At 72.7% G+C, this 20,950-nt stretch carries 21 protein-coding genes; 7 read left to right on the top strand and 14 right to left on the bottom strand.

Annotated elements, in window-relative coordinates:
* Positions 1 to 513 (bottom strand): dUTP diphosphatase, encoded by a 513-nt coding sequence (dut, locus tag ABZZ38_RS13315; protein WP_356738902.1) that lies wholly within the window; start codon positions 511 to 513, stop codon positions 1 to 3.
* The gene (locus ABZZ38_RS13320; protein WP_356738904.1) at positions 513 to 1,088 is read right to left on the bottom strand and encodes a PaaI family thioesterase; all 576 of its coding nucleotides are present in this window, start codon (positions 1,086 to 1,088) and stop codon (positions 513 to 515) included. The genes dut and ABZZ38_RS13320 overlap by 1 nt, the downstream gene beginning before the upstream one ends.
* Before the next feature lie 58 nt (positions 1,089 to 1,146).
* Here ABZZ38_RS13320 and ABZZ38_RS13325 point away from each other — a divergent pair, with 58 nt between their 5' ends.
* Positions 1,147 to 1,617, top strand: a complete 471-nt coding sequence (locus tag ABZZ38_RS13325; protein WP_356738906.1) for a DUF3093 domain-containing protein — start codon at positions 1,147 to 1,149, stop codon at positions 1,615 to 1,617.
* 32 nt (positions 1,618 to 1,649) lie between these two features.
* On the opposite strand, the gene ABZZ38_RS13330 is transcribed toward ABZZ38_RS13325, so the two are convergent.
* From ABZZ38_RS13330 to ABZZ38_RS13345, 4 genes are all read right to left on the bottom strand, one after another.
* Positions 1,650 to 2,585: a hypothetical protein gene (locus tag ABZZ38_RS13330; RefSeq protein ID WP_356738908.1), complete on the bottom strand. Its 936-nt coding sequence runs from the start codon at positions 2,583 to 2,585 to the stop codon at positions 1,650 to 1,652.
* A gap of 13 nt (positions 2,586 to 2,598) precedes the next feature.
* A complete protein-coding gene (locus ABZZ38_RS13335; protein ID WP_003955561.1) occupies positions 2,599 to 2,895 on the bottom strand; it encodes a DUF4193 domain-containing protein in 297 nt (98 codons plus the stop codon).
* 394 nt (positions 2,896 to 3,289) lie between these two features.
* The gene (locus ABZZ38_RS13340) at positions 3,290 to 4,516 is read right to left on the bottom strand and encodes an ATP-binding protein (RefSeq protein ID WP_356738910.1); all 1,227 of its coding nucleotides are present in this window, start codon (positions 4,514 to 4,516) and stop codon (positions 3,290 to 3,292) included.
* A gap of 3 nt (positions 4,517 to 4,519) precedes the next feature.
* A complete protein-coding gene (locus ABZZ38_RS13345; protein WP_031075931.1) occupies positions 4,520 to 5,173 on the bottom strand; it encodes a response regulator transcription factor in 654 nt (217 codons plus the stop codon).
* Positions 5,174 to 5,577: 404 nt separating this feature from the next.
* Between ABZZ38_RS13345 and ABZZ38_RS13350 the strand changes: the two genes are divergently transcribed.
* Positions 5,578 to 5,748 (top strand): hypothetical protein, encoded by a 171-nt coding sequence (locus tag ABZZ38_RS13350; RefSeq protein ID WP_356738912.1) that lies wholly within the window; start codon positions 5,578 to 5,580, stop codon positions 5,746 to 5,748.
* Positions 5,749 to 6,056: 308 nt separating this feature from the next.
* Here the strand turns inward: ABZZ38_RS13350 and ABZZ38_RS13355 are convergent, their stop codons facing one another.
* Together ABZZ38_RS13355 and ABZZ38_RS13360 are read right to left on the bottom strand one after the other, a co-directional pair.
* The gene (locus ABZZ38_RS13355; protein ID WP_356738914.1) at positions 6,057 to 6,890 is read right to left on the bottom strand and encodes an inositol monophosphatase family protein; all 834 of its coding nucleotides are present in this window, start codon (positions 6,888 to 6,890) and stop codon (positions 6,057 to 6,059) included.
* Positions 6,891 to 6,899: 9 nt separating this feature from the next.
* Positions 6,900 to 8,027, bottom strand: a complete 1,128-nt coding sequence (locus tag ABZZ38_RS13360; RefSeq protein ID WP_356738916.1) for a ferrochelatase — start codon at positions 8,025 to 8,027, stop codon at positions 6,900 to 6,902.
* Positions 8,028 to 8,244: 217 nt separating this feature from the next.
* On the opposite strand from ABZZ38_RS13360, the gene ABZZ38_RS13365 reads away from it, so the two are divergent.
* A complete protein-coding gene (locus ABZZ38_RS13365) occupies positions 8,245 to 9,501 on the top strand; it encodes an MFS transporter (protein WP_356738918.1) in 1,257 nt (418 codons plus the stop codon).
* The gene (locus tag ABZZ38_RS13370; protein WP_356738942.1) at positions 9,458 to 10,780 is read left to right on the top strand and encodes a D-arabinono-1,4-lactone oxidase; all 1,323 of its coding nucleotides are present in this window, start codon (positions 9,458 to 9,460) and stop codon (positions 10,778 to 10,780) included. The genes ABZZ38_RS13365 and ABZZ38_RS13370 overlap by 44 nt, the downstream gene beginning before the upstream one ends.
* Positions 10,781 to 10,784: 4 nt before the next feature.
* Here ABZZ38_RS13370 and ABZZ38_RS13375 read toward each other — a convergent pair whose 3' ends face one another.
* Positions 10,785 to 11,543 (bottom strand): hypothetical protein, encoded by a 759-nt coding sequence (locus tag ABZZ38_RS13375; RefSeq protein ID WP_356738920.1) that lies wholly within the window; start codon positions 11,541 to 11,543, stop codon positions 10,785 to 10,787.
* Between the two features lie 487 nt (positions 11,544 to 12,030).
* On the opposite strand from ABZZ38_RS13375, the gene sepH reads away from it, so the two are divergent.
* Positions 12,031 to 13,056 carry a septation protein SepH gene (sepH, locus tag ABZZ38_RS13380; protein ID WP_356738923.1) on the top strand — a complete coding sequence of 342 codons (1,026 nt, stop codon included), beginning with the start codon at positions 12,031 to 12,033 and terminating at the stop codon, positions 13,054 to 13,056.
* A gap of 45 nt (positions 13,057 to 13,101) precedes the next feature.
* Here sepH and ABZZ38_RS13385 read toward each other — a convergent pair whose 3' ends face one another.
* Positions 13,102 to 13,938 (bottom strand): sulfurtransferase, encoded by an 837-nt coding sequence (locus tag ABZZ38_RS13385; RefSeq protein ID WP_356738925.1) that lies wholly within the window; start codon positions 13,936 to 13,938, stop codon positions 13,102 to 13,104.
* Between the two features lie 226 nt (positions 13,939 to 14,164).
* Between ABZZ38_RS13385 and ABZZ38_RS13390 the strand changes: the two genes are divergently transcribed.
* On the top strand, positions 14,165 to 14,941 hold the full coding sequence (locus ABZZ38_RS13390; protein WP_356738927.1) for a VOC family protein: 777 nt from the start codon (positions 14,165 to 14,167) through the stop codon (positions 14,939 to 14,941).
* Here the strand turns inward: ABZZ38_RS13390 and ABZZ38_RS13395 are convergent.
* From ABZZ38_RS13395 to ABZZ38_RS13410, 4 genes are read right to left on the bottom strand one after another with little or no spacing between them, the layout of a single operon-like run.
* Complete coding sequence (locus tag ABZZ38_RS13395) at positions 14,910 to 15,587, bottom strand: thymidine kinase (RefSeq protein WP_356738929.1); 678 nt, start codon at positions 15,585 to 15,587, stop codon at positions 14,910 to 14,912. The genes ABZZ38_RS13390 and ABZZ38_RS13395 overlap by 32 nt on opposite strands.
* A gap of 42 nt (positions 15,588 to 15,629) precedes the next feature.
* Positions 15,630 to 16,835 (bottom strand): nucleotide pyrophosphatase/phosphodiesterase family protein, encoded by a 1,206-nt coding sequence (locus ABZZ38_RS13400; protein WP_356738931.1) that lies wholly within the window; start codon positions 16,833 to 16,835, stop codon positions 15,630 to 15,632.
* Positions 16,835 to 17,419 carry a DUF5998 family protein gene (locus ABZZ38_RS13405; protein ID WP_356738933.1) on the bottom strand — a complete coding sequence of 195 codons (585 nt, stop codon included), beginning with the start codon at positions 17,417 to 17,419 and terminating at the stop codon, positions 16,835 to 16,837. The genes ABZZ38_RS13400 and ABZZ38_RS13405 overlap by 1 nt, the downstream gene beginning before the upstream one ends.
* A gap of 40 nt (positions 17,420 to 17,459) precedes the next feature.
* Positions 17,460 to 20,414, bottom strand: coding sequence for a GNAT family N-acetyltransferase (locus tag ABZZ38_RS13410; RefSeq protein ID WP_356738936.1), 2,955 nt, complete (start codon positions 20,412 to 20,414; stop codon positions 17,460 to 17,462).
* Between the two features lie 129 nt (positions 20,415 to 20,543).
* On the opposite strand from ABZZ38_RS13410, the gene ABZZ38_RS13415 reads away from it, so the two are divergent.
* Positions 20,544 to 20,825, top strand: a complete 282-nt coding sequence (locus ABZZ38_RS13415) for an HPr family phosphocarrier protein (protein WP_138962230.1) — start codon at positions 20,544 to 20,546, stop codon at positions 20,823 to 20,825.
* The last annotated feature ends 125 nt before the right edge of the window (positions 20,826 to 20,950 follow it).

The raw sequence follows: 20,950 nt of genomic DNA on the forward strand, positions 1-20,950 counted from the left end.
TCACTGTCCTTCCCGGTCGGATACGACCGAAGCGTATCGATTCCCACCCGTACAGCCCTCCACGGCGGCATGGCCGCCGGTGGACCCGAAGCCCCCCTCGGCCCGCGCCGAGCCGGGAAGCTCCGCCACCTCGTGGAAACGAACCTTCTCGACTTGCTGAACGACCAGTTGGGCGATCCGGTCGAACCGTTCGAACCGCACGCTCTCGCGCGGGTCCAGGTTGACCACGATCACCTTGATCTCCCCACGGTACCCGGCATCCACGGTCCCCGGGGCATTCACGAGGGCGATGCCCAACCGGGCGGCGAGTCCGGACCGGGGGTGCACGAAGGCCGCGTACCCGTCGGGCAGGGCGATGGACACCCCCGTGGGGAGAATCGCGCGCTCGCCGGGGGCGAGTTCGGCGGCCTCGGTGGTGACGAGATCGGCGCCGGCGTCGCCCGGGTGCCCGTACGACGGAAGCGGCACCTCCGGGTCCACGCGGCGGATCAGTACGTCGACAGGGGTACGCATCAGGGGTTCACCTCGAAGGCGCGGGCGCGCCGGACCTGGTCGGGATCGGCCATCGCCGCCCGGATCTCCTCGGGACGGCCGTTGTCGATGAAGTGATCGACCTTGACCTCGATGAAGAGGGCGTCGGCGCGGACCGCCACGGGGCCCTCGGGACCGCCGATCCGCCCGGTGGCCCGGGAGTAGATCTTGCGGCCGTGTACGGCGGTGACCTCGGCCTCCAGGTGCAGCACCGTCCCGACCGGCACCGGACGCACGAAGTCCGTCTCCAGCCGCCCCGTCACCGCGATGACCCGCAGCAGCCAGCCCAGCGAGCCGAGCGTCTCGTCGAGCGCCGTGGCCAGGACGCCGCCGTGCGCGAGGCCGGGGGCACCCTGGTGGTCGGGGGTGACCGTGAACTCGGCGGTGACGGCCACGCCCTCACCGGCCCGCGCCGCCAGGTGCAGCCCGTGCGGCTGGCCGCCGCCGCAGCCGAAGCAGTGCTCGTAGTGGGCGCCGAGGAGCTCGCCCGGGGCGGGCGCGTCGGGGTGCCGTACCGGCGGTATGGCCTCGGCGGGAGGCGTCAGTGCAGTGCTCACAGGCGCAGACCTTACCCGCGCGGCCGACCCGCGGTCGCGCCGTGCCAAGCTGGGGTGTATGCAACCTTCCGCAACGGCGTCCAGCAGCCCTTACGACGAACGTCTCACCGCCCCGCGCTCCTGGTGGCTGATCGCCGCCCTGATCGGCCTGTCGGGCGGGCTGATCGCGCTGCCGCTGGGCACGCTGCCCCTGCTGGGCGGCCTGATCGTCGCGGGTGCTCTCGCGGCGATCGGGGTCAGTTCGTACGGCTCCGCCCGCATCCGCGTGGTGGCGGGTTCACTGGTCGCGGGGGACGCGCGGATTCCGGTGTCGGCGCTGGGTGAGCCGGAGGTGCTGGACGCCGAGGAGGCGCGCGCCTGGCGTACGTACAAGGCCGATCCGCGCGCGTTCATGGTGCTGCGCGGCTACGTGCCGACGGCGGTCCGGATCGAGGTCACGGATCCGGCCGACCCCACGCCGTACGTCTACCTGTCGACCCGCGACCCGCAGGCTCTCGTGGCGGCGCTGGAAAAGGCCCGTCAGGCCTAGCGGCGCTTTCCGGGGGCCTCGGGAGGGCAGGTCTAGAACCCGAGCTCCTTGGGATTCTCCGGGTACTCCAGCGGGGGAAGCGCGGGCAGGGCGTCCCAGGGCACCTGGCGGCTGCGCAGGTCCTTGCGGATGTGCTCGGCGAGCTTCTTGGTGTCGCGCCGGTTCATCACGGCACCCACGGCGGCGCCGACCATGAACGGTGCCAGGTTGGGCAGGCTGCGCACCATGCGCTTCATGATCCGCTGGCGCAGCTCACGCTTCATCCGGCCGCCGAGCGCGATGTTGAAGGTGGCGGGCTTGGTGACGTCGATGCCCCGCTCCTCCGTCCAGGAGGTCAGGTACGCCATCGCGCGCTCCTTGAGGTTGCCGGGGGGCCGCTGGCCGTAGACCTCGTGGAGCTCGGCGATGAGCTTGAGTTCGATCGCCGCGACGCCCGTGATCTCCGCCGCCAGCTCGGCCGGCATCGCGGGGGGTACGGGAAGCATGGCGGCGGCGCCGACGCCGACGCCCACCGTGGAGGTGGCGTTGGCCGCCCCCGCGATCAGCTTGTCCGCGATCTCCTCGGGCCCGAGCCCGGGGAACTGCCGGCGCAGTGCGGCCAGGTCGCGTACGGGAACGCGCGGGGCGTTCTCGATGAGCCGGTCGGCGAGATGGGCGAGGCCCGCCCGGGCCCCTTCGCCACCCCTCCGCACGCCGCGCCTGACGGCGTCCAGCCGGCGTGCTTTCGTGGCCGGGTGCCGTTCGGCCCGGCCGGTCGGTTCGGCCGCCATGGCCGCCTCGGCTGCTTCGAGCGAGGCCGAACGGCCCCGCTCGTCGTCACGCGCGCCGGGGGAGGGCAGGAGGGCGGAGTGCTCGGCGGGCGCGTCCTTCGCGCCTGGTGCCGGGTCCGTGCCGCCCTGGTACGCCTCCGGCTTCCGATGACCGGAGAGCCGGAAGCGTCGCTTCCGAGACGGGTTGTCGCCTGCCACGGCCGACCGGACCTCAGTCGCAGTCTCGGCAGATCGGCTGGCCGTTCTTCTCACGCGCCAGCTGGCTGCGGTGGTGGACCAGGAAGCAGCTCATGCAGGTGAACTCGTCCGCCTGCTTGGGCAGCACCCGGACGGCGAGTTCCTCGTTCGAAAGGTCCGCGCCCGGCAGCTCCAGGCCCTCGGCGGCCTCGAACTCGTCGACGTCGACCGTGGAGGTCGACTTGTCGTTCCGGCGAGCCTTCAGTTCTTCAAGACTGTCCGAGTCGACGTCGTCGTCGGTCTTGCGTGGGGTGTCGTAATCCGTTGCCATGTCGCTCTCCCCCTCTGGGTGTTTGCGGTGTCTCCAGCGCACGTAACGCGTGGGAGGCCGGTCTTGTGCCCGACCTGAGGCGGAGATTTTGCCTCACATCAAGGTCTGTTACTCAATCGACACCCAACCGGACCCCTCCGGAGTGATCGTGTTTGGGTGGCGAACGGGACCGTACACGGTCCGGGGGCCGCGCCTCTTAGGCGCCACCCCGTGTACTTCCCGTGATCCAGGCCCCTGGAAACCCGGACTTTTCCTGGTTTTCCGGGGGAATTCTTGATCACGGAGAGTGGATGGCCGCAAGCAGTCCCTTGTGATCGATCACACACGGTCAACGCGGGAACAGTTCCCGAAAATTCCGCGTAAGGCGAACACGATGACGGCTTCGGTCGGTGTGTCAAACCGGGAGTGTGACACGCATCATGAGGCCGCCGCCCTCACGGGGCTCCGCGATGATACGGCCCCCGTGGGCCCGCGCGACGGACCGGGCGATCGACAGTCCCAGGCCGACGCCCTTGTCGCTGCCCGTACGCTCCTGCCGCAGCCGCCTGAACGGCTCGAAGAGGTTGTCGATCTCGTAAGCGGGAACCACTGGTCCCGTGTTCGAGACCAACAGTACGGCCTGGCCGTGCCGCGTCTCGGTGGTGACCTCGACCCAGCCCTCCTCGGGGATGTTGTACCGCACGGCGTTCTGCACCAGGTTCAGCGCGATCCGCTCCAGCAGCACACCGTTGCCCTGGACGACGGCGGGCGCCCGCTCGCCGCGGATCTCCACGCCCTTCGCCTCGGCCTCGGTGCGCGTCTGGTCGATGGCGCGCGACGCGACCTCGGCGAGGTCGACCGCCTTGCGCTCGACGATCTCGTTGGCGCTGCGGGCGAGCAGCAGCAGGCCCTCCACCAGCTGCTCGCTGCGCTCGTTGGTGGCCAGCAGCGTCTTGCCGAGCTGCTGGAGCTCCACGGGCGCCCCGGGGTCCGAGAGGTGCACCTCCAGCAGGGTGCGGTTGATCGCCAGCGGTGTGCGCAGCTCGTGCGAGGCGTTGGCGACGAACCGCTGCTGCGCGGTGAACGCCCGCTCCAGGCGGTCCAGCATGTCGTCGAAGGTGTCGGCGAGCTCCTTGAGCTCGTCGTCCGGGCCGTCCAGCTCGATGCGGCGGGACAGGTCCGTGCCGGCCACATTGCGGGCGGTCCGGGTGATCCGGCCCAGCGGGGACAGGACACGGCCCGCCATCGCGTAACCGAACGCGAAGGCGATGACGCTCAGGCCGAGCAGCGCGAACAGGGAACGGCGCAGCAGATCGTCGAGGGCGTGCTGGCGCTGCTCGTTGACGCAGGCGTTCATCACGCGGTTGAACTCGTCGGGCACCGCCCTCTGCGGGAAGTTGCAGACCTCGCTGGTCACGGAGCCGTTCACGATCTTGAACGGCAGCTCGCTGCCGATGTGCAGCGCCTGCGCGGCGAGCAGATAGATGATCGACAGCAACAGGATGCCCGCGATCAGGAACATCCCGCCGTACAGCAGTGTGAGCCGTATCCGGATGGTCGGGCGGAGCCAGGGGCGAACCGGTTCTCTCGGGTCCCAGGTCGGCTTCGGCGGCGCCTGTGGCGGCGCGGGAGTCGTGGCCACGGGTCAGATCCGGTAGCCGGAGCCCGGCACGGTGACGATCACCGGCGGCTCACCCAGCTTGCGGCGCAGGGTCATGACCGTGACGCGCACGACGTTGGTGAACGGGTCGGTGTTCTCGTCCCAGGCCTTCTCCAGCAGCTGCTCGGCCGAGACGACCGCGCCCTCGCTGCGCATCAGCACCTCCAGGACCGCGAACTCCTTGGGCGCCAACTGGATCTCCTTGCCGTCGCGGAACACCTCACGGCGGTTGGGGTCCAGCTTGATGCCGGCCCGCTCCAGGACGGGCGGCAGCGGCACGGTCGTACGCCGGCCCAGCGCCCGTACGCGGGCGATGAGCTCGCTGAACGCGAACGGCTTGGGCAGGTAGTCGTCCGCGCCGATCTCCAGGCCCTCGACGCGGTCGCTGACGTCACCGGAGGCGGTGAGCATCAGGACGCGGGTCGCCATACCAAGGTCGACGATCTTGCGGCAGACGTCGTCACCGTGCACGAGCGGCAGGTCACGGTCGAGGACGACCACGTCGTAGTCGTTGACCCCGATGCGCTCCAGGGCTGCCGCCCCGTCGTACACGACGTCGACGGCCATGGCCTCCCGGCGCAATCCGGTGGCCACCGCATCGGCGAGCAGCTGCTCGTCCTCGACGACGAGTACGCGCACGGCGCTGTTCCTTCCTCCGAGCCCGGATCCGGGCAGATTTTCGGGCAGAGCTTCCGTACCGACCGGCACGGACTGTGGGTATCCATCCTGCCCCTTACGCGCGTAAACCGGCTGTAAGGCGGCCTGGGGCGGGGGCCTGGCAGGCGCGGGTGCGCGGGCGGGGGCGTCACGGAGTCACGGAACCCGCACCGGGAATTCACCGGAATCACGGGCGGCTTGAGGTTTCTGTGAGGTTGCTCTTGGGGAGGACGACTGCACACCCGAGATCACGCCGTGTATGTGGCGCGCCACGAATCGCTCTGTCCCCCAGAGGTGCTGTGCGTGTGTATGCGTGATCGACAACCCGATCGACCACAACCCTCGGCACACCCCCGTGCCACCGACCCATGACGAGGGGGCGCACGATGGACGCTTTCACCGCTGGACTGCTGCAGCGCATAAAGGCCACGGAGTACGACCTCACGCGGGCGCGCGAGACGGGCGACGACTTCCTGGCCGACGTCGAGCAGGAAGAGCTCGACGACCTGCTTCGGCTGGCCGCCGAACACGGCGTGGAGATCGTCGCCAACGCCTGAGCTCGTGCGCGAGGGCCCCGATGTCCGGGTATGACATCGGGGCCCTTTCGCATGCCCTGGCGACGCGGCAGGCCGTCTGCCGGGTCCGCCGACCATTGCCGGGCGGCCCGGGCGGCCTGTGCGGCCCGCCGCGATCAGGGGCGGGCCCGGGGGCGTGCCACCCCGTGCCCGGGCCGCGTACGGCCTGTCCAGGCCCCGCTCGGCCTACCCGCGCCTCGACCGGGTCGCCGGGTCGCCCAGGCCGGGTCCCGGGTGGCCGCCCTCGCCGGGCCCGGTCCGGCAGGGGGGCCGGGCGCGGTCGGGCGCGGTCAGTCGTGCCAGGCGCCGAACTCCTCCAGGAGCTCCTGGAGCGGCTCGAAGACGCCCGGGGACGCCGCGACCGTCAGCTCGCCCGACGGCGGTGCGCCCGGCCGGCCACCGGTCAGGGCGCCGGCCTCGCGGGCGATCAGGGCTCCCGCCGCCAGGTCCCAGGCGCTCAGGCCGCGCTCGTAGTAGCCGTCCAGGCGGCCCGCGGCCACGTCGGCGAGGTCGATCGCGGCCGAACCGCCGCGGCGGATGTCGCGCAGCCTCGGGATGAGCCGCTGCGCCACGTCGGCCTGGTGGGCGCGGACCCCCGCCACGTAGTTGAAGCCGGTCGACACCAGGGCCTGGTCCAGCGGCGGGGCCGGCCGGCAGCGGACGGGGCGGTCGTTCAGGAACGCCCCACCGCCGAGCACCGCGCGGAACGTCTCACCGCGCATCGGGACCTCCACGACCCCGACGAGGGTGCGGCCGTCCCGCTCGGCGGCGATGGACACGGCCCAGGTCGGCAGGCCGTACAGGTAGTTGACCGTGCCGTCCAACGGGTCGACGATCCAGCGGACACCGCTGACACCCTCCGTGACGCCGCCCTCCTCACCGAGGATGCCGTCGTCGGGGCGGTGCTCCGCGAGGAACCCGGTGATCAGTTTCTCGGCGGCGATGTCCATCTCGGTGACGACGTCGATCGGGCTCGACTTGGTGGCCGCCACCCCGAGATCGGCCGGGCGGCCGTCGCGCAGCAGCGCCCCGGCCCGGCGCCCGGCCTCCAGGGCCAGGCCCAAAAGGTCGTCCAGGAGCGGGCCGTCGGTGTCCACGTCGCTCGTCACAGCGTCCCCTGTCACAGCGCCTCCTCAGGCGTACGGGCTGTCGGCGCCCGCCGCCGCGGGCCGCTCGGTCCTGGCCGGGCAGCACCCGACGGGGCAGAGGTCGTGCGAAGGCCCCAGGGCGCCCAGCGCGCACCGCTCCACCACTGTGCCCCGCTCGGCCGCCGCGCGCTCGAGGACGAGGTCGCGGACGGCGGCGGCGAACCGGGGGTCGGCGCCCACGGTGGCCGACCTGCGTACCGGCAGACCCAGCTCGGCCGCCTTCGCGGTCGCCTCGGTGTCCAGGTCGTACAGGACCTCCATGTGGTCCGAGACGAACCCGATCGGGACCATCACGACCGCCGGCGCCCCGGCACCGTGGAGGGCCTCCAGGTGGTCGCAGATGTCCGGCTCCAGCCACGGGATGTGCGGGGCTCCGCTGCGCGACTGGTAGACCAGCTGCCAGGGGTGCTCGATCCCCGTCTCGTCCCGTACGGCGTCGGCGATGAGCCGGGCGACGTCCAGGTGCTGCCTCACATACGCGCCGCCCTCGCCGTGCTCCTCCACCGGGCCGGAGCTGTCGGCGGCGGCACCGGGGATGGAGTGGGTGGTGAAGGCGAGGTGCGCGCCCGCGCGGACGGACTCGTCCAGCTCGGACAGCGACGCCAGGACCCCGTCGACCATGGGCCGTACGAAGCCGGGGTGGTTGAAGTAGTGGCGGAGCTTGTCGATCCGCGGCAGCGGCAGGCCCTCTTCCTCCAGGGTGGCCAGGGCGTCCGCCAGGTTCTCCCGGTACTGGCGGCAGCCGGAGTACGAGGCGTAGGCGCTGGTGGCGAGGACGGCGATGCGGCGGTGGCCCTCCTGGACCATCTCGCGCAGGGTGTCGGTGAGGTACGGCGCCCAGTTGCGGTTGCCCCAGTGGACCGGGAGGTCGAGGCCCGCGTCCTCGAAGTCCTCGCGCAGCGCGGCGAGCAGCGCGCGGTTCTGGTCGTTGATCGGGCTGACGCCGCCGAAGAGGAAGTAGTGCTGCCCCACTTCCTTGAGCCGCTCCTTGGGGATGCCACGGCCCCGCGTCACGTTCTCCAGGAACGGGACCACGTCGTCGGGGCCCTCGGGGCCGCCGAAGGAGAGCAGCAGCAGGGCGTCGTAGGGGGCAGGATCGCGCTGATCGGACATGGTGTCGATCCTGCCACCCGGGTCCGACAGCCGGAAAACCGCCGTGCACGGTCATCCATTCGGACGTAACCTGTGAAGGCTGCCCATACGCCTTACGCGGACGCGGACGCACGTACGCCGACCCGTACGCCGCGTGCCCGCCGGAAGCGCGTAGGCCGCAAGCAGACCCTCGACGCCCTCGCGCCCCGCGCGCACGCCTCACCGGCCGGAGTACCCCTTGCCCAGTCCCTACCGCGCGCTCTTCGCCGCCCCCGGCACCGTGGGGTTCTCCGCCGCGGGCTTCCTCGGCCGGATGCCGCTGGCCATGATGGGCATCGGCATCGTCACGATGGTCTCCCAGCTCACCGGCCGGTACGGCCTGGCCGGCGCGCTCTCCGCGACCCTCGCGATCTCCGCCGCCGTGCTCGGCCCGCAGATCTCCCGGCTCGTCGACCGGTACGGGCAGCGCCGGGTGCTGCGCCCGGCGACGCTGAGCACGGTCGTGGCGGTGGCGGGTCTGCTGATCTGTGCCCAGCAGCGCCTGCCCGACTGGACGATGTTCGTCTTCACCGCCGCCGCCGGGGCCGTGCCGAGCATTGGGGCGATGACCCGTGCCCGCTGGGCGTCGATCTACCGGGGCTCACCGCGTGAGCTGCACACCGCGTACTCCTTCGAGTCGATCATCGACGAGGTGTGCTTCATCTTCGGCCCCATCGTGTCGATCGGGCTGTCGACCATCTGGTTCCCGGAGGCCGGGCCGCTGCTCGCCGCCGGGTTCCTGCTGGTGGGGGTCTGGTGGCTGACCGCGCAGCGCGCGACCGAGCCGAAGCCCCACCCCGTCGAGCAGCACACCGGCGGCAGCGCGCTGCGCTCGCCCGGCCTGCAGGTGCTGGTGGCGGCCTTCGTCGCCACCGGTGCGATCTTCGGCGCCGTGGACGTGGTGACGGTGGCCTTCGCCGAGGAGGAGGGCCACAAGGCGGCGGCCAGCCTGGTGCTGGCGGTGTACGCGCTGGGGTCCTGTCTGGCGGGCGCGGTCTTCGGGCTGCTGCACCTCAAGGGCGAGCCGTCCCGCCGATGGCTGCTGGGTGTCTGCGCGATGGCCGTGAGTATGATCCCCCTCCAACTGGCCGGGAGCCTGCCTGTCCTGGCCGTGGCGCTTTTCGTCGCGGGCCTTGCCATCGCACCGACGATGGTGACGACCATGGCCCTCGTCGAAGCGCACGTACCGCGCACCAAACTGACCGAGGGCATGTCCTGGACGGGTACCGGGCTCGCGGTCGGCGTGGCGCTCGGCTCCTCGGCCGCCGGCTGGGTCGTCGACGCGCACGGAGCGGCGGCGGGGTACGCGGTGCCCGGCGTATCGGGGGTGCTGGCGGCCGTGGTGGCGTTCCTGGGCTACCGCCGGCTGCGCAGGCCGGTGCCGACGCGGGAGGGGCAGCGTGAGCGGGACTCTGAAGGGTCTGAACAGCCGGAGCGGCAGGGGCACGTGGCGTAACTGGGCGGGGAACGTAGCCGTCAGGCCCGTGCGGGAGGCGCGTCCGGCGTCGGTGCGGGAGTTGGCGGACGCGGTGAGGGGTGCGGCCGAGGACGGGCTGCGGGTCAAGACCGTCGGTACGGGCCACTCGTTCACGGCCATCGCCGCCACCGACGGGTTGCTGATCCGGCCCGATCTGCTCACCGGGATCCGGCGGATCGACCGGCGCGGGATGACCGTGACGGTGGAGTCGGGCACGCCGCTGAAGCGGCTGAACGTGGCCCTGGCCCGGGAGGGCCTGTCGCTCACGAACATGGGCGACATCATGGAGCAGACGGTCGCGGGCGCGACCAGCACCGGTACGCACGGGACGGGCCGTGACTCGGCGTCGATCGCCGCCCAGATCAGGGAGTTGGAGCTGGTCACGGCGGACGGCCGGGTGCTGACCTGCTCCGAGAAGGAGAACCCCGAGATCTTCGCCGCGGCCCGGATCGGGCTCGGCGCGCTGGGTGTGGTGTCCGCCCTCACCTTCGCCGTGGAACCGATCTTCCTGCTCACCGCGCGCGAGGAGCCGATGACCTTCGACCGGGTCACATCGGAGTTCGACGCGCTGCACGCGGAGAACGAGCACTTCGAGTTCTACTGGTTCCCGCACACCGGCAACTGCACCACCAAGCGCAACAACCGCAGCGCGGGCCCGGCGGCCCCGCCCGGGCGGTTCGGCGGCTGGATCGAGGACGAGTTTCTGTCGAACGGACTGTTCCAGGTGGTGAACTCGGTGGGCCGGGCGGTGCCCGCGGCCGTTCCGGCGATCGCCCGGGTCTCCAGCCGGGCGCTGTCGGCCCGTACGTACACGGACATCCCGTACAAGGTCTTCACCAGCCCGCGCCGGGTGCGGTTCATGGAGATGGAGTACGCGCTGCCGAGGGAGGCGGCCGTCGGCGCCCTGCGGGAGCTCAAGGCGATGGTGGAGCGGTCGCCGCTGCGGGTGAGTTTCCCGGTGGAGGTGCGCACGGCGCCCGCGGACGACATCACGCTGTCGACGGCGTCGGGCCGGGACACCGCGTACATCGCGGTGCACATGTACCGGGGCACGCCGTACCGGCGGTACTTCACCGCGGCTGAGCGGATCATGACGGCGCACGGGGGCCGGCCGCACTGGGGCAAGGTGCACACGCGGGACGCGGCGTACCTGGCGGAGGCCTACCCGCGGTTCGGCGAGTTCACGGCGCTGCGGGACCGGCTGGACCCGGACCGGCTGTTCGGCAACGACCATCTGCGGCGGGTGCTGGGCGACTGACGGGTCATCCGGCCGTCGCCTCCGGAGCCGGGACCGTAGGGGTCGGGGCCTCGGGCGCCGGGCTCTCGGGAGCGGAGGACGGGGGCGGCGCCGGTGCGGACGGCGTCGGTGCGGGCGGGGACACGGACGGACCGGACGGGGAGGGGTTCGTCGTGGACGGGGGCGGGGTCGGGGAGCCGGTCCCTGGCTCCGGCTGCTCCTCCGGGCTCCGCTCCTGGTCCCCCTTCGGATCGCCGCCGTCCTCGGAAGCAGGGGGCGGTGTGGTGGCCGGCCGGTGCGCCTCGTCGCCGCCGCGTACGACCGAGCTGATGGTCGTGCCCTCGCCGCCACCGAAGTCATGACCGGATATCAGTTCGTACGAGGTGATGCCGGCCATCGCCAGGACGAAGACCAGCGCCGCCCCGACCGCCGAACGCCTTCGCCCGCGCACCCGCGTGCCGTACGTCGTGGGCGCGCCGAAGTCCGCCGGCCCGCCCGGCTCGCCGAACTCCCCGCGCGCCACGCGCGCGTGGCGGGTCCTCGGCCGGGGCACCCGGGCCGGCACCGTCACATCGCGTACCCGCTCCCCCGTGGTCCTGAACACATGCTGGAACACCGAACCCCCGCACGTGGCGATGACGCTGATGACACCGGCACCGAGGACGGTTCCGTACACCCCCATGTTGGAGGCGAGTTTGGCGGCCACGACGGCGGCGACCGCGCTGCCCGCGACCTGTGCGGCGTTCAGATCCAGCCGCTTCGGCTTGTCCGACCTCTGTTCCATTTCGCCCCCTTGGCGACCCATCTGCTCGTACGTGCGAGGAGAAGGGACCTTTGGGCGAAGCGAATAGTTCCGTTTCTGCCGATTCTGTGAAGGATGCCACGTACGGGAATACCGACGAGGATTCAACCGGCGTGTTCGGGGGCACCTTGGACGGCGTGCCGGTCCACCCAGGTGGCCCGAATGGAGTACTGTGACGAACCCTGGGCCCCGGTCCTTCTTGGGTGTCCGGGACCAACGGGAGGGGGCCGGACATGGCACTCGATCCGGCGGCGCCGCGGCACCGCACGGATGCCCGCTGCGCAGAGTGACCACCTCGGTCACCCTGCGTTGCGAATAGGTAACCGTGCCATAACGGCGTACCAGGGCCCATGCCCGACACGCCGGGCAACTCGGCAAGGTTGTGGCAGGCTGCACCCGGGCAGGCCACACTCGACTAGCGGAAGCGGCGACGCAGGTGACGTCGGCAGGCACCACCCGGGAGGTCCCCATGCCCGAACTGCGTGTCGTGGCCGTCTCCAACGACGGCACACGACTGGTGCTGAAGGCTGCCGACAACACGGAGTACACGCTTCCGATCGACGAGCGGCTGCGCGCCGCCGTGCGCAACGACCGTGCCCGTCTCGGCCAGATCGAGATCGAGGTGGAGAGCCACCTCCGCCCCCGCGACATCCAGGCGCGTATACGCGCGGGTGCCTCCGCGGAGGAGGTCGCGCAGCTCGCCGGCATCCCCGTCGAGCGGGTACGCCGCTTCGAGGGGCCCGTGCTCGCGGAGCGCGCCTTCATGGCCGAGCGGGCCCGCAAGACCCCCGTACGGCGACCCGGTGAGAACACCGGACCCCAGCTCGGCGAGGCGGTGCAGGAGCGGTTGCTGCTGCGCGGCGCCGACAAGGACACCACGATGTGGGACTCGTGGCGCCGGGACGACGGCACCTGGGAGGTGCTGCTGGTCTACCGGGTCGCGGGCGAGGTGCACTCGGCGAGCTGGACCTACGACCCGCCCAGGCGGCTGGTCCAGGCGGTGGACGACGAGGCGCGCGCGCTGATCGGTGAGTCCGACGACGCGGTCGCGGTCCAGGAGCCCAGCTTCCCGTTCGTACCGCGGATCGCGCGGCTGCCGCGTGACCGGCCGCTGGACCGGACCCCGGCGCCCCCGCCGGCTCCGGAGCCCGAGGAGGCGTCCGAGCGGGACTCGCTGACCAGCCTGCTGGAGGCGGTGCCGAGCTTCCGGGGCGACATGGTGGTGCCCGAGCGCGCGGCCTCGGCGGACCCGTCCGCGACCGATCCCGACCTGGAACCGGACGCGGAGGAGCCTCCGGCCCCGGCCGCCTCGGCGGGCGCCGGCTCGGCGTACGCGGATGTGCTGATGCCGCGCGCGGTGAGCGGTCACCGCGACCGGCTCACCGGCACCACGGACCGCCAGGCGGAGGCGGACGGCGTCCGCCCGGGGCGCCGGGCGGCGGTGCCGAGCTGGGACGAGATCGTCTTCGGGACGCGCCGCAAGAAGCAGGAGTAGGACCAGCGGGGAGGCGGGGCCTCCCCGCCTCCGCCGAACCGGCCGTCAGCCCCTCGTGGGGCCCTTGGTGATGGCGCGGTTGGGGTCGCTCGACCAGTCGGACCAGGAGCCCGCGTAGAGGGCCGCCCGGATGCCGGCGATTTCGAGCGCGAGGATCTCCTGGGCCGCCGAGACGCCCGAGCCGCAGTAGACGCCGACCTGTGGCGCGTCGGTCGCGCCGAGGGTCTTGAAGCGGGCCGCGAGGGCCTCGGCGGGCAGGAAGCGGCCCTCCTCGTCGACGTTCTCCATGGTCGGGGCCGACACCGCGCCCGGGATGTGGCCGCCCACCCGGTCGATCGGTTCCACGTCCCCCCGGTACCGCTCCGCCGCCCGGGCGTCCAGCAGCAGGCCCGTGCCCGCGAGGGCAGCCGCACCGTCCGCGTCCAGCAGCGGCAGCGAGCCCGGCCGGGGCCTGAAGTCCCCGACGGCCGGCGTGGGCGTCGCGGTCGACAGCTCCCCTTGCCAGGCCGCCAGGCCGCCGTCCAGCACCCGTACGTCCGTGTGCCCCGTCCAGCGCAGCAGCCACCAGGCCCGGGCCGCCGCCCACCCCTGGGAGCCGTCGTACGCCACCACCGGCGAGGACGCGGAGACACCGGCGCGGCGCATCACGGCGCCGAACTCCGCCACGTCCGGCAGCGGATGGCGGCCGCCGCGGCCTCCCGGACCGGGCGTGCCCGCCAGTTCCGTGTCGAGGTCGACGTAGACCGCACCCGGGATGTGTCCCGCCTCGTACTCAGGACGCCCGGGCGGGCCGCCGAGCGTGTAGCGGACGTCCAGGAGGACCGGGGGGCGGGGCCCGGCGAGCTCGGTCGCCAGTTCGGCTGCGGAGATGATGGGGTTCATACGAGCCATCCTCGCTCAGGCCCCGGCGCCGGTGACCGTCACAGCGCGGATGGCCGACGAGAATTCGGGCAGCCTCCTGCGGGATCGCGCCATATCCCGGCGCGGCCCGAGCGCGCCACGCGGCCAGTGGTGCGAGCATCTGTCAAGGCGTGAAGGCCTGTCACGAACGGCGCTCACGCCCGGTCCCCCCGCACGGCCACCACGATGGTCCGAGGAGAGAGTGACGATGACCGAGGCGGCTCGCCGCAAACCCGGTACACCCTGCTGGGTGAGCCTGATGGTGCACGACCTTGACGCGACGCAGGAGTTCTACGGGGCGCTGTTCGGCTGGCGGTTCAGACCGGGGCCGCACCAGCTCGGCCCGTACGTGCGCGGGCTGATGGACGACCGGGAGGTCGCCGGCATCGGGCGGCTGCCGGGCGAGCGGAGCCTGCCGGTCGCCTGGACTCCGTACCTGGCGTCCGACGACGCCGACGAGACGGCGGAATCGATCCGGTGCAGCGGCGGCACGGTCGCCGTCGGCCCGCTGGACGCCGCCCACGCCGGTCGCATGGTGATCTGCTCCGACCCGACGGGCGCCGTCTTCGGCGTCTGGCAGGCCGCCGCGCACCTCGGTACGGCCGTGGCGGGCACGCACGGCACCCCCGCGTGGCACGAGCTGCTGACGCAGGAGACGGAAGCCGTCAGCAAGTTCTACAAGACGGTGTTCGGTTACGAGCTGGACCCGCTGGTCTCGGCCGATCTCGACCTGGTGACCCTGAGGGTGGGCGACCGTGCGGTGGCCTCGCTGCACGGCGTCGGCGCCGCCCTGCCGCGCGACCGGGGCGCGCACTGGATGACCTGGTTCCGGGTGGCGGACACCGACGAGTCCGCGCGACTCGTCACCGAGCTGGGCGGTCAGGTCCTGGAGCCGCCCCGCGACGACCCCGCCGGGCGGCTCGCGACGGTCGCGGACCCGGAGGGCGCGGTCTTCACGATCGTACGGTCCTCGACCGGTCGCTGATCTCCTCTGCCACCGGCAGGACGTCCGGGGACAGCGCCGCCGCGTGCGCGGTGGCGGCCGTCATACGGCGCCGGTGGTGGCGCCGGCACAGCACCTCGTACCCGATCTCGTCCCCGGCGTTGACGTCACCGACGACGACCTGGGCCCCCTCGACGACCATCTCGCCGCCGACGGTGCGCGCGTTGTGCGTGGCGCGCGCACCGCACCAGCACAGCGCCTCGACCTGAAGCCGCTCCATGCGGTCGGCCAGCTCGACCAGCCGCTGGGAGCCGGGGAAGAGCTTGGAGCGGAAGTCGGTGGTGATGCCGAAGGCGAAGACGTCGAGGTCGAGGTCGTCGACGACGCGGGCGAGCTGGTCGATCTGCTCGGCGGCGAGGAACTGCGCCTCGTCCACGATCACATAGTCGCAGCGCCCGCCCTTGGAGAGGTGGCTCACGAGGTACGCGTAGAAGTCGAAGCCCTCGGCGGCCTCGACGGCGTCCGTGACCAGACCCAGGCGCGAGGACAGCTTGCCCGCACCCGCGCGGTCGTCACGCGTGAAGATCATCCCCTGGAGGCCGCGGGCGGAGCGGTTGTGCTCGATCTGCAGAGCGAGGGTGCTCTTTCCGCAGTCCATCGTTCCGGAGAAGAACACCAGCTCGGGCATGGCGAAGTGACGACCTTTCGGGTCAGGTGGGTCCGGCGGGGGTTACGAACGTACTTCGAGGAGCGGGACGAGCTGCTCGGCCGGGGTCATCGAGCCGTGCACGCCCGCCATCGCCGACTCGTGCGGCTCGTTGACGGAGGCGGTGATCACGACGTCGGCGTGCGCGGCGGCGACGACGTCACCGATCCGGCCGTACACCCGCTCGTCGATCCGAGGTCCGAACCAGCCCGCGGCGATCGCCTCGTCGCGGCTCGCCACCCAGAACTGCTCGCCGAGCACCTCACGCCAGCAGGCCAGCACGTCGGCCTCGGCGCCCCGCACCGCGTAGACGTGGCGGGCCCTGCCCTCACCGCCCAGCAGGGCGACTCCGGCGCGCAGCTCCCAGTCCTCGTCGAAGTCGATGCGCGACTGCTCGTCGAACGGGATGTCGACCATGCCGTGGTCGGCCGTCACGTACAGCGCGGCGCGCGGCGGCAGCTGCTCGGCCAGGCGCTGGACGAGCCGGTCGACGCACATCAGCTGGCCGCGCCAGGAGTCGGAGTCGACGCCGTGGCGGTGGCCGCTGCCGTCCAGCTCGCTGTAGTACGTGTAAACCAGCGACCGGTCGCCTGCGGCCAGCTGCTCGGCGGCGAAGTCCATGCGCTCGTCACCGGAGAGCCGCCCGTGGAACGTTCCGCCGGAGAGCGCGACCTTGGTCAGCGGGGTGTCCTGGAACGCCGGGGAGGAGACCTGCGCGGTGTGGACGCCGGCCGCGTCGGCGAGCTGGAAGATCGTGGGGTACGGCTGCCAGACGTGCGGCGGCGTCCAGGGCCGCCAGCGCAGCTGGTTCATCAGCGCGCCGTTGTCCGGGTCGAGCACGGTGTAGCCGGGCAGGCCGTGGGCGCCGGGCGGGAGTCCCGTACCGACGGAGGCCAGCGAGGTGGCGGTGGTGGCGGGGAACCCGGCCGTCAGGGGCCGGCCCGTGCCGCCGCGCGAGGTGGTGAGCAGCGAGGTGAGGTAGGGCGCCTCGTCCGGGTGGGCCTTGAGCTGCTCCCAGCCGAGGCCGTCGATCAGGAACACGCAGTTCCGGTCGGCGGGCTCCAGCTCCGTGATGCGGTGCTCGCAGCCCGGTACGCCCTGTGCCGCGCCGATCGTCGGCAGCAGGTCGGCGAGGGAGCCGGAGCCGTACTCGGGGACGGGCGCGGTGTCGAGGGCGAGCGGGACGGGGTCGTCGGGCCAGGCGGCGGCCGCCGCGGTGGGCTGCGCCATCAGCGGGTGGCCGCGGTGGCTTCGGACAGCGCCTGTGCGAAGGCCAGGGCCTGGCGGACCGTCTCGGGGCCGTCGCCGGCCTCGCTGACGCGCAGGCTCAGGTCGTCGGCGGTGGAGCTGCCGGTGTAGCCGTGGTCGGCCTCGCAGTTCGGGTCGCCGCAGGCGGCGGGCTCCAGGTCGATACGGGAGACCGCGCCCCAGCCGATGTTCAGCACGACCTCGCGCGGCAGCGTGCCGGGGGTGTACGACTCGGGGTTGGCGACGACCCGGCTGAGGACCACGGAGGAGATCCGGCCCAGCTTGACCGACTCGGTGGAGGTGGTCGCGTACGGAGTGGGGGAGCTGGTGTCGGCGTTCTGCTCGTCGGTGTGGCTGACGATGAACCGCGTGGCCGTCAGGACCAGGACGGTGACGTGACGGCGCACCTCATTGGCGTCGAAGGTGGTCTCCTGGTGGACCAAGTACGACGCGATCGGCTCCCCGCCGACGGCGGCCTCCACCGCCTCGGCCACGAGGGCCGGGTAGTAGCCGCTGCGCTCGATCGCCGCGCGCAGCCCCTGGGTCGTCGTACCGGTCTTCGCCATGGGCTCCATCCTACGGGGCCGGTCGGGCACGGCTGCCCCCTCAGTAACTGGGGAGCCGCCGTGGCCCGAGATCGGTGCGGGCGGGGGGCGGGGCGAGCCGGACGGTCGCGCCGAGGACGCTCAGGCCGCGCGACGCGACGACGACCGGCTCAAGCACGACGGTGACGATCTCCGGATGGTCGTCGACCAGCCGCGACACCCGGAGCAGCAGCTCTTCGAGAGCGGCGGTGTCCACGGGGTCCGAGCCGCGCCAGCCGAAGAGGAGCGGCGCGGTGCGGATGGAGCGGATCTGCTCGGCGACGTCCCGGTCGGTCGCCGGGACGAGCCGGTGGGCGGTGTCGCCGAGCAGCTCGGAGGGGGCGCCGGCGAGGCCGAAGGACAGCACGGCGCCGACGCCGGGGTCGATGGCGGCGCGGACGACGGTGTCCACGCCGCGCGGCGCCATGGCCTGGATGACCGGCTGGAGCTCCTCCGGCTTGCCGAGGGCCTCGGTCAGCTCGGCGTACGCGGCGCGCAGCTGCTGTTCGGTGGCGAGGTCGAGGCGTACGCCGCCGAGGTCGGGGCGGTGGCGCAGGTGCGGGGCGGTCGTCTTGAGCGCGACGGGGTAGCCGAGGCTGCCGGCGGCGCGGACGGCGGCGTCCGGGGTGGGCGCGAGGAGAGCGGGTCGTACGTCGATGCCGTACCGCCCGAGCAGGTCGCGGGCGGCCTCGGTGTCCAGGGTGATGCCCCGCTCCCCCACGGTCCGGCCTCCGCCCCCGTCTCCGCCGAGGGCCCGCTTCATCTGCTCGGCCGCGCCGTCCTCGTCGATGCCTTCGTAGTGGGGCACCCGCCCCGGCTCGGCGGCCTGCCGCCGCCACTGCGCGTACCGCACGGCCTCGGCGAGCGCGCGGGCGGCCCGCTCGGCGGCGGGGTAGGCGGGGATGCGGGTGTTGTCGGTCCCCGGTGACGGGTCGGGTGCGGACGGGGCGGGGGGTGGGGTGGCCGGAGCTGCGGACGGGTCGGCCGGAGTCCCGTGTGGCCCGTCCGCGGGGACGGCCTGGCGTGGTGGCGCCGTGCTCGCGGCGGCCGGGTCCGCGACCGTGCCGGCCGGTTGCGGCGCGGTGCTCGCGGCGGCCGGTTGCGGCGCGGTGCTCGCGGCGGCGGCCAGGGCGTCCGCGAGGGCGCCCATTTCGACGTGGACCACGAGGACCGGCTTCGCCGGGGTCGTGGCGGAGGCGGCGCGCAGGGCGTCCGCCAGCACCTCGCCGTCGCCCGACTCGGTCACTCCGTTCTCGCCGACCCAGGGGATCGCGGTCACCACGACCGCGTCGCACGCGTCGTCCCGGAGGGCTTCGGACAGGGCCGCGCGGAAGTCCTGCGGTGTGGCGGCGGTCGTCAGATCGAGCGGGCGCAGCGGGCGCAGGCCCTCGGTCAGGCACGCGTCGTACGTCAGCAGCCCGAGCGACTCGGAGTTGCCGAGGATCGCCACGCGCGGGCCGGCCGGGAGCGGTTGCCCGGCCAGCAGGAGGCCCGCGTCGACCAGCTCGGTGACCGTGTCGACGCGGATGACGCCCGCCTGGCGCAGGAGGGCCGACACGGTGGCGTAGGGGATGCGGGTGACCGGCACGGCGTGGCCCGGCGGGGCGCTGCCGCTGTGGCGCGCGCCCTGGACGACGACCACGGGCTTGACCGCCGCCGTGCGGCGTGCGAGCCGGGTGAACTTGCTCGGGTTGCCGATCGACTCGAGGTACATCAGGACGACGTCCGTGTCGGGGTCGTCGTACCAGTACTGCAGGATGTCGTTGCCCGACACGTCCGCACGGTTGCCGGCCGACACGAACGACGACAGGCCCGCCCCGCGCCGGTGCAGTCCGGAGAGCAGGGCGATGCCGATCGCGCCGGACTGGGTGAACAGGCCGATCCGCCCCTGTGCCGGGGGGTGCGGCGCGAGGGAGGCGTTCAGGCGGACGCCGGGGGCGGTGTTGATGACGCCGAAGGCGTTGGGGCCGATGATGCGCATGCCGTACGAGCGGGCCTGGCGGACGAGCTCGCGCTGGCGCTCCCGTCCTTCGGCGCCCTGCTCGGCGTACCCGGCGGAGAGGACGACCAGCCCCTGGACGCCGTGCGCGCCGCAGTCGGCGACGACCTCCTCCACCCGGTCGGCGGGGACGGTGACGATCCCGAGGTCGACGGGTTCGCCGATGTCGGCGACCGAGCGGAAGGCGGGCACCCCGTCCATGGTGCTCCGCCCCTGGGGCAGGGCGCGGTTCACGGCGTACGCGCGGCCGCCGAAGCCGGCGTCGAGGAGGTTGCGCAGGACCGTGCGGCCGACGCCGCCGGGGGCGCGGCCGGCGCCGATGACGGCGACGGAGCCGGGGGCCAGGAGCCGCTGTACGGAGCGGGCCTCGGCGCGCTGTTCCCGCGCGCGCTGGACGGCGAGCGACCGGTCGGTGGGCTCGAGGTCGAGGTGGAGGCGTACGGCGCCGTCCTCGAAGCTGCGCTTCTGGGTGTACCCGGCGTCCGTGAAGACCTTGATCATTTTGTTGTTGGCGGGCAGCACCTCGGCCGCGAACCGCCGGATGTCCCGCTCCCGCGCCACGGCCGCGATGTGCTCCAGGAGCGCGGAGGCGACACCCCTGCCCTGGTGGGCGTCCTGGACGAGGAAGGCGACCTCCGCCTCGTCGGCGGGGGCGCTCGCGGGATGCCCCTGGTCGTTGATCCGGTCGTAGCGGACGGTGGCGATGAACTCGCCGCCCACCGTCGCCGCGAGGCCCACCCGGTCCACGTAGTCGTGGTGGGTGAAGCGGTGCACGTCCTTGGCGGAGAGCCGGGGGTAGGGTGCGAAGAACCGGTAGTACTTCGACTCGTCGGAGACCTGTTCGTAGAAGCTGACCAGCCGCTCCGCGTCGTCCGGGGTGATGGGCCTGATCCGCGCGGTGCCGCCGTCGCGCAGCACGACGTCGGCTTCCCAGTGGTCGGGGTAGTCATGCTCCGGCTGATCCGACGGGGTCCGCATGGGGCCAGGGTACGGTGCGGGGCACCGGTCGCGGAGGGCCTGTGGACGAGGCACGGCCGGGAGTCCCCGAGCACTCCGCGCACTATGGGAGACTGGTCTAGACAACCCCCGGACTCGAAGGGCAACACCATGGCAGAGCGCCGCGTCAACGTCGGCTGGGCCGAGGGCCTGCACGCCCGCCCCGCCTCCATCTTCGTCCGTGCCGCCACGGCCTCCGGCGTCCCCGTGACGATCGCCAAGGCCGATGGCAACCCGGTGAACGCCGCGTCGATGCTCGCGGTGCTCGGCCTGGGCGCGCAGGGCGGCGAGGAGATCGTGCTCGCTTCGGACGCGGAGGGCGCGGACGCCGCCCTGGACCGCCTGGCGAAGCTGGTCTCCGAGGGCCTCGAGGAACTGCCCGAGACCGTCTGACCCCGCCGTCACGACAAGAATTCAACGGCTGAGCCGTGCGGACCGGAATTCCGGGCTCGTCGGCGTGCAGCGGGTGTCGCCGGACGAGGCCGCGCAGATCGGCCGCATCATGAACCTGTCGCGCG

The sequence above is a fragment of the Streptomyces sp. NPDC006368 genome, from assembly GCF_040612535.1.
Taxonomy (GTDB): domain Bacteria; phylum Actinomycetota; class Actinomycetes; order Streptomycetales; family Streptomycetaceae; genus Streptomyces.

What these genes read in the sequence shown, in the direction of transcription:
- ABZZ38_RS13325 (WP_356738906.1), top strand. Translation starts at nt 1,147, where the DNA reads ATGCAACCTTCCGCAACGGCGTCCAGCAGCCCTTACGACGAACGTCTC.
- dut (WP_356738902.1), bottom strand. Translation starts at nt 513, where the DNA reads ATGCGTACCCCTGTCGACGTACTGATCCGCCGCGTGGACCCGGAGGTG.
- ABZZ38_RS13335 (WP_003955561.1), bottom strand. Translation starts at nt 2,895, where the DNA reads ATGGCAACGGATTACGACACCCCACGCAAGACCGACGACGACGTCGAC.
- sepH (WP_356738923.1), top strand. Translation starts at nt 12,031, where the DNA reads ATGCCCGAACTGCGTGTCGTGGCCGTCTCCAACGACGGCACACGACTG.
- ABZZ38_RS13375 (WP_356738920.1), bottom strand. Translation starts at nt 11,543, where the DNA reads ATGGAACAGAGGTCGGACAAGCCGAAGCGGCTGGATCTGAACGCCGCA.
- ABZZ38_RS13395 (WP_356738929.1), bottom strand. Translation starts at nt 15,587, where the DNA reads ATGCCCGAGCTGGTGTTCTTCTCCGGAACGATGGACTGCGGAAAGAGC.
- ABZZ38_RS13390 (WP_356738927.1), top strand. Translation starts at nt 14,165, where the DNA reads ATGACCGAGGCGGCTCGCCGCAAACCCGGTACACCCTGCTGGGTGAGC.
- ABZZ38_RS13415 (WP_138962230.1), top strand. Translation starts at nt 20,544, where the DNA reads ATGGCAGAGCGCCGCGTCAACGTCGGCTGGGCCGAGGGCCTGCACGCC.
- ABZZ38_RS13350 (WP_356738912.1), top strand. Translation starts at nt 5,578, where the DNA reads ATGGACGCTTTCACCGCTGGACTGCTGCAGCGCATAAAGGCCACGGAG.
- ABZZ38_RS13400 (WP_356738931.1), bottom strand. Translation starts at nt 16,835, where the DNA reads ATGGCGCAGCCCACCGCGGCGGCCGCCGCCTGGCCCGACGACCCCGTC.
- ABZZ38_RS13385 (WP_356738925.1), bottom strand. Translation starts at nt 13,938, where the DNA reads ATGAACCCCATCATCTCCGCAGCCGAACTGGCGACCGAGCTCGCCGGG.
- ABZZ38_RS13405 (WP_356738933.1), bottom strand. Translation starts at nt 17,419, where the DNA reads ATGGCGAAGACCGGTACGACGACCCAGGGGCTGCGCGCGGCGATCGAG.
- ABZZ38_RS13360 (WP_356738916.1), bottom strand. Translation starts at nt 8,027, where the DNA reads ATGTCCGATCAGCGCGATCCTGCCCCCTACGACGCCCTGCTGCTGCTC.
- ABZZ38_RS13410 (WP_356738936.1), bottom strand. Translation starts at nt 20,414, where the DNA reads ATGCGGACCCCGTCGGATCAGCCGGAGCATGACTACCCCGACCACTGG.